Source organism: Prosthecobacter sp., assembly GCF_044378005.1.
Classification (GTDB): Bacteria; Verrucomicrobiota; Verrucomicrobiia; order Verrucomicrobiales; family Verrucomicrobiaceae; genus Prosthecobacter.
The window spans coordinates 1-5,950 of sequence record NZ_JBILYB010000230.1; the positions used below are offsets into that span (position 1 = coordinate 1).

Sequence of the window (5,950 nt, forward strand, 5' to 3'; positions counted from 1 at the left end):
CTGGGCCATCACACCGCTGCTCATGGCTGGCGGTGCTTTTTTATGCCTGGAAGGCTACCACAAGGTCATGGACCTCGTGCGCCCCGGTCATGGCGATCACGCCGAGGCGACGACAGCCGCGCAGACGACAGCCGCGCAGACGGCGGAAGAGCTGGAAAAGGAGCGCGTGAGCAGCGCCATCCGCACGGATTTTATCCTCTCAGCGGAGATCATGGCCATCACGCTCGCCTCCGTCGCCACCTCGGCGGTTTGGCTGCAAGCCGTCGTGCTGGGAGTGGTCGGCGCGGGCATGACACTGCTCGTTTATGGTGCCGTCGCCATCATCGTGAAGGCGGACGATGCAGGCGTGGCCCTGGCGCGTAACTCGCACGGGCCGGTGCGTGCCACCGGGCGTGTTATCGTGCTCGGCATGCCGGTGTTTTTGAAAGTGCTCAGCCTCGTCGGCATGGTGGCCATGCTCTGGGTCGGCGGTGGCATCCTCATCCACGGCCTGCATGAACTGGGTGTCCATGCGCCGGAGGAGGCTGTGCATCATTCTGCTGAGTTTGTCGCCAGCATGATCCCTGCGCTGAACTCCTTTCTCACCTGGCTCGTCGGCGCAGCCATCGCCGGTGTGCTCGGTGTCATCGTCGGAGCCGTGGTCGATCCTCTGGCCATTCACATTCTGATTCCCGTTTTCCAGGGTCTGAAAAAGCTCTTGGGACGGAAGCCAGTGGACTGAGTCTGCGAAACAGCCGGGCATCAATTCAAAGCCCTCAAGCGCAACCGCCGCAGCGAGTGTAGTGGAGACCCTGATTCGCTGACCTTGCGCTCTCCATCGCGGCGCTTGGGACCGAATTTGCCGCGATTTTCCGTGAACACACTTGCCACGAGTTCTTTGCTCCCCAGCACCAAGCCATCGCGAATGCTGTGGCTCAAACCAGAGCCAACTCCAACAACGTGGGAAGTCTGGGCTAGAGCGCGCGCAGTAACTACAACCAGAGACAGATGCAGGACGTTCTGATCAATGCGCTTAGAAGGTAGATTTTCAGCACCGTGACCGTTAAGGGGTGTCCGTCGCGACCATCTCTTTTTTCATGCTGAAATCTATCTTCCTACTCAGTGCAGCTCTGCTGCTCGTGGCAGGCATTGCCATGGCGCAGGAAAAGCCTGCGGCTGATGCGATCAACGGCGTCAAAGGGGTGAAGCAGGAGGCCGTGCAAAGCATCAAGAAGATCGCGCCGCCGACGGTTGTGCCCGTGACTCCGCCACCACCGACGGGCGTGACTCAACCCGTGCCACCGCCGCCACCCACAGATGTCGCGCCGCCGCCTCCCGCTATGCAAGGCGTGAACAAAGTGGATGGCATCCAGGCCACGCCGCCGAACACCGTGAAAGGCGTCCCACCACCGCCCGCTGCGGCCATCAGCACCATTCGCGCGGTGCAGGGCGTGCAGGGTATCATCGCACCGAAGCAGCTCAATCTCGAAGCGGCGCTGCTCATCAAAGAAGACGCCAAAGGCACTCCTGCAGGCGGCGGTGCGGAAGGTGGCAAAGGCAAAGCCGCCGCCGCTGCGCTCCTGAACGGCCCGAAAGCACTCACACCCGCACCACCGCTTCCGAACGCGGACGGACGTGGCGCACTGCAAGAGTTCGAGAAGCTCGACAAGCCAGGCTCCTAATTTTATTCCATGAACCCACTTCATCTCTGCGCCGCGCTCGCGCTCGTCATCCTCACGACCGCACAAGCTCAACAACCGGCTGTTCCCGCGCCTGCTCAGCAACCTGTAGCGCCTCCCGGACCTGACCCGAAGCTCATCAAGGAATACGAGTCGATCATGAACCAAAAGTTCACGCGCGACCCAGGTGAACTGCTGCGTCACCTCGAACGCGTCGGCACCGCTGATCCCGCCACCTTGCCTGCGAACGACCGCTTCCTCATGCGCTTCGTCACCGGTGATTGGACCAAGATTGGCGAGGAGCTGAAACAGATGCCGCCAGACCTCGCGGTGAAGATTTACAACAAGATGCTCGCCGACCTCACCGAGAATCGGAAGCCCGTGGTGCGCCTCGATGACATCGTAGGACTCTCTGAAGCGGCGCCCGCCGAACTCAACAACGACAACGTGCGCAGGCTCGGCCAGCTCCTCGGCATCGCCGTGCCGGTGAGCGAGAGCTTCTGGCTGGTGGATCGCTTTCAAAAAGGCACGGGCAAGTTCGGCGGCACTGATCCGGCGAAGCGATTGCTCGCGGCGCGTGTGCTCATCGCGGGCAACTTCCGCGATCTCGCGCGCACCTACTTGCCAGGGAACGATCAGATCGCGCAGATCGCCGATGAAGGCGTGCGCAATGAACTCATGACCTTCGTCGCCACGCAGGAGCAGCGCGAGAGCACGCAGCGCGGCGAGGTGCAGCGCATCTGGGATGAAAACATCCGCGACCTGCTCGCGCCTTCGACAGGCAGAAACAAAGGATGGGAAAAGCAGAAGCCCATCAGCGCCATCTCCAAGATCATCACGCAAGTGCCCCTGAGCACGCTCGCGCCGGTCTTCACCGATCTCGTCAAAACCAACCCCGAGATCGCGATGAAGCTGCTCACCGCGCTCGAACGCAAAGTGCAGAACGATCGCAATGGCGATGTGCTGACCCGCACGTCCAACATCGCCGTGCAGGCCAATGTAGCTGCCTTGCTCTGCGACCTCGTGAAGCCCGGCGAGCAGCCGTGGACGCAGGTCATCGAGCTGATGGCCGATGTTTGGGCCAGCGAAGCGGAGAACACGTTCACGCAAAAATCCGCTACGAGTAACCAGCAAAAGTTCATCCTGCCCGAAGACCTCATGCCGCACGCGCCGACGGGCAAATGGGCAGCCGCGCTCTCCACCAGTTCGCGTGATCGCATGGATGTCGCCATGTCGCGCCTCATCCTCACGGGCGCGAACTTTGATCAAGCCGCTGAACGCATCGTCGAGATCGGCAAACGCAGCGCACGAGCCGGAGCAGCGCTGGCGGAAGATTTCCTCGGCGTGTGGGCGAAGACACATAATCCGCAGATCCCCGAGCAACTGCGGCGCAAGTTCAACCTGCCCGATGACGCGCGCATCCCCGTCACGCCGATCATGATGGAGAAGAACATCGAGAGCCTTTCGCGCATGATGGCGCTGTTTCGTCAGGCGGGCATCGCGCCATCGGATTACAGCAAAGTCGTCGATGCCTTCGATCTCGCCTACAGCAGCGCGGAGACGTATCGCACGACGCACATCGAGAAAGTCTTCGGTCAGATGGACAAGATGGATGAGCCTTTGTTCTTCCTCATCCTCTCGCGCATGAGCAAGAACCTCGGCGAGCGCTGGCGCAAGATGGATGTGCAAACGGCCGGCATGACACAGCGTGATGAAACGCAGACGCTCGACCTCGTGCGCGAAGGCTACGGCACCGCGCTCAAGCTCATCGACGGCTGGATCGCGGGCCACGGCGACAGCTCGCGCGCACTCACTCTCGCAGGCACACTGCTCGTCGAGTGGGGCGACTTTGAATACTTCCAGGAACTCGTCGCCAGCGACAGCAAGATGCGCATGGCAGGCTACAAAGAGAAGAACCTGCAAGCCCAGGACTACTTCAATCGCGGTGCCGCCGCGTATGGCACGCAGGTTGCCAAGCTCGCGCCAGGCGACTACAACGTCGCGGCCTACCTCGGCTGGTTCAACGGCCTGCTCGGCATCAGCTCGAACGGCCAGATCAATCTCAGCAAAGCCATGAACCGCGCCGCTTTGACCCGCATCCGCGAGCACCTCGTTGCGCTGCCGGGCAAGGCATCGAAGGCGCACATCAGCATGTTTGCCAAGATCGTGAACGACCGCCTCGCGGATGAAAAAGACCCGCTGCACGAGGATTTGAAATACCGCTACCTCGCCAGCTCGCTCGTCATCACCAAGGACGATCCCTTCACGCTCGGCGCACAAAAACAGGTCGCTTATCTCGATGAGTTGCTCAGCGAAGTGCGGCTGCAAACCCGCGTCGATGGCCCGAACACCGTCGGTCGTGATCAAGACTTCGGCATCATCGTCAGCATCGTCCACACCGAGGCCATGGGCCGCGCCGCGCACTTCGGCCAATACCTCACGAATGACGCCAACGCCGGACTCGTGAAACAGCAGAAGAAGCCGTCCGCACTCGTGAAGAAGATGCGCGCCGCGCAAGGCCCGCGCGATGAACTGGAACTCAACATCACCGAAGCGCTCGCGCCCTTCTTCGACATCCAGAGCTTCACCTTCGCCACGCCCGAGGTGAAGCCGCGCCCCACCGCCCAAGCCGGTTGGGATGAGACGATCCTCGCCTACCTGCACGTCCGCGCGAAGGACGCCAGCGTTGACAAAATCCCGCCCGTGCAGCTTGAGCTGAAGTTCGTCGATCTCAGCGGCCCCATCACCATCCCCGCCGAGTCCGCCGAGTCCGTCATCAAAGTCGCCACCGACAAGGCCGATGCGCGTCCCGCCAGCAACCTCGAGATCACGCAAACCCTCGACAACCGCCAGCTCAACATCAATGGCGGCGTCACGCTCGAAGTGAAAGCCACCGCCAGCGGCCTCGTGCCCGACATCGAGCAACTGCTCGATTTGAAGTCCGCCAACACCGTCGCGATCAAGAACATCAACGCGCACGAAGGCCTGCAAATCACCGAACTCAACACCTGGGCCGATCAAGTCGCGCCAAAGTCCGAACGTGTCTGGACGATCTCCCTGGATGGCGACCAAGTCCGCGCCTCCAACACGCCGATCACCTTCCACTTCCCTCAACCCAAGGCCAAGGACGCCATCGTCAGCTACAGCAGTTACGCCGACATGAACCTCACAACGTTGAAGGAACCTGCCGTGCAAGTCGGTCGCGAAATGACCGCCCAAGAAGTCGCCATCGTCGCCTCCAAGAGCCCGTATCTCTGGCCCGCGATCATCGGCGGCGCTGTGTTGTTGTTAGCCTCGATCCTCTGGCTCATCCTGCGCAACAAAGGCAAAACCGAGTGCCCCGTGCGCGCCCGCGATGTCTTCACCATGCCCAAGGAAGTCGATGGCTTCGCCGTCGTCGCCCTGCTTCGCCGTCTCTGCTCCAGTCCGCTCGTCAAACTGAAGGACACCCAGCAAACCGACCTGCAAACCGACCTCAAACGCGTGGAAGCCGCCTGCTTCGGCGCGAGCGCAGGCACCATGTCCGAAACCGACCTGCGCGCCATCGCCTCGAAGTGGCTGAGCAGCGTGTGTTGAGCAGCGGAAACTTGCTTCGACCGCAAGTATCCCGCAGTTCCAGCTACCGACGCGGCAGCCGCTCGCGGATGCGCTCGGCGTAGTCGTGGGCTGCGCGGTTGCCTTGCGCGCTATTTCTCCGCCGTCTTCCCTCTTCCAATGAACTCTTCGCGGCTGAGAAGGCCGTCTTTATCAGTGTCGTATTTCTCGAAGCGTTCGGCAGCGGCGGCGGTATCAGATTGATGTGTGGTGTAATACTGGCGCGTGAGTTAGCCAGCCTTGTCCTTGTCCAGCATGTCGAAACGTGCGCCGCGCTCAGCGGTGGAGGTAGCGGGAGCAGCGTTCGCTTTGACTTTGCCCTTTCCTTTGGGCTTGGCAGCCGGGTCGAGATTGGAACCTACAGGCGGGAGGTGTTTCGCGAGGGTTTCGAGCATTTCTTTGTGCTCGGGCTTGTCGGCGAGGCTGACGGTTTCGGTGGGGTTGTTTTGTTCGTCGTAGAGTTCGGTGGCGATGATTTTGGAGCCGTTGCGCTCGCGCCAGTAAGTGGCGCGGTAGCGTTCGTTGCCGATGCTGTAGCCCATGGCGGGGCCTTCGGGAGGCTATTTACTCCCTAGGCCGTGTTTGAAAACCTGTCGATTGGCAAAGTTGAAGGGGTGGTGTAAATAAGGCGACCGATGAAAACACAACGCTTCGCATGGTGGGGGCCGCTCAAAGAGCGGCTCAAAAAAATGGTCCCC

General features: G+C 61.2%; 4 protein-coding genes and 1 pseudogene. 3 read left to right on the forward strand and 2 right to left on the reverse strand.

Features of this window, described 5'->3' with window-relative positions; translation table 11 throughout:
- The 3 genes from AC6FTP_RS24915 to AC6FTP_RS24925 all read left to right on the forward strand — a co-directional run.
- On the forward strand, nucleotides 1-721 hold a 721-nt coding region (locus AC6FTP_RS24915), incomplete at its 5' end, for a DUF808 family protein (protein WP_497209612.1).
- A 355-nt stretch (nucleotides 722-1,076) separates the two neighbouring features.
- Nucleotides 1,077-1,661, forward strand: a complete 585-nt coding sequence (locus tag AC6FTP_RS24920) for a hypothetical protein (protein WP_497209613.1) — start codon at nucleotides 1,077-1,079, stop codon at nucleotides 1,659-1,661.
- 9 nt (nucleotides 1,662-1,670) lie between these two features.
- Nucleotides 1,671-5,234 (forward strand): hypothetical protein, encoded by a 3,564-nt coding sequence (locus AC6FTP_RS24925; RefSeq protein WP_497209614.1) that lies wholly within the window; start codon nucleotides 1,671-1,673, stop codon nucleotides 5,232-5,234.
- 110 nt (nucleotides 5,235-5,344) lie between these two features.
- Here AC6FTP_RS24925 and AC6FTP_RS24930 read toward each other — a convergent pair.
- Nucleotides 5,345-5,428, reverse strand: a pseudogene (locus AC6FTP_RS24930) (hypothetical protein); the annotation flags it as partial.
- 54 nt (nucleotides 5,429-5,482) lie between these two features.
- Nucleotides 5,483-5,794, reverse strand: coding sequence for a hypothetical protein (locus tag AC6FTP_RS24935; RefSeq protein ID WP_497209615.1), 312 nt, complete (start codon nucleotides 5,792-5,794; stop codon nucleotides 5,483-5,485).
- Nucleotides 5,795-5,950: the final 156 nt, after the last annotated feature.

Excerpts from the sequence above, each read along its gene's own strand:
- AC6FTP_RS24920 (WP_497209613.1), top strand. The coding sequence starts at position 1,077 with ATGCTGAAATCTATCTTCCTACTCAGTGCAGCTCTGCTGCTCGTGGCA.
- AC6FTP_RS24925 (WP_497209614.1), top strand. The coding sequence starts at position 1,671 with ATGAACCCACTTCATCTCTGCGCCGCGCTCGCGCTCGTCATCCTCACG.
- AC6FTP_RS24935 (WP_497209615.1), bottom strand. The coding sequence starts at position 5,794 with ATGGGCTACAGCATCGGCAACGAACGCTACCGCGCCACTTACTGGCGC.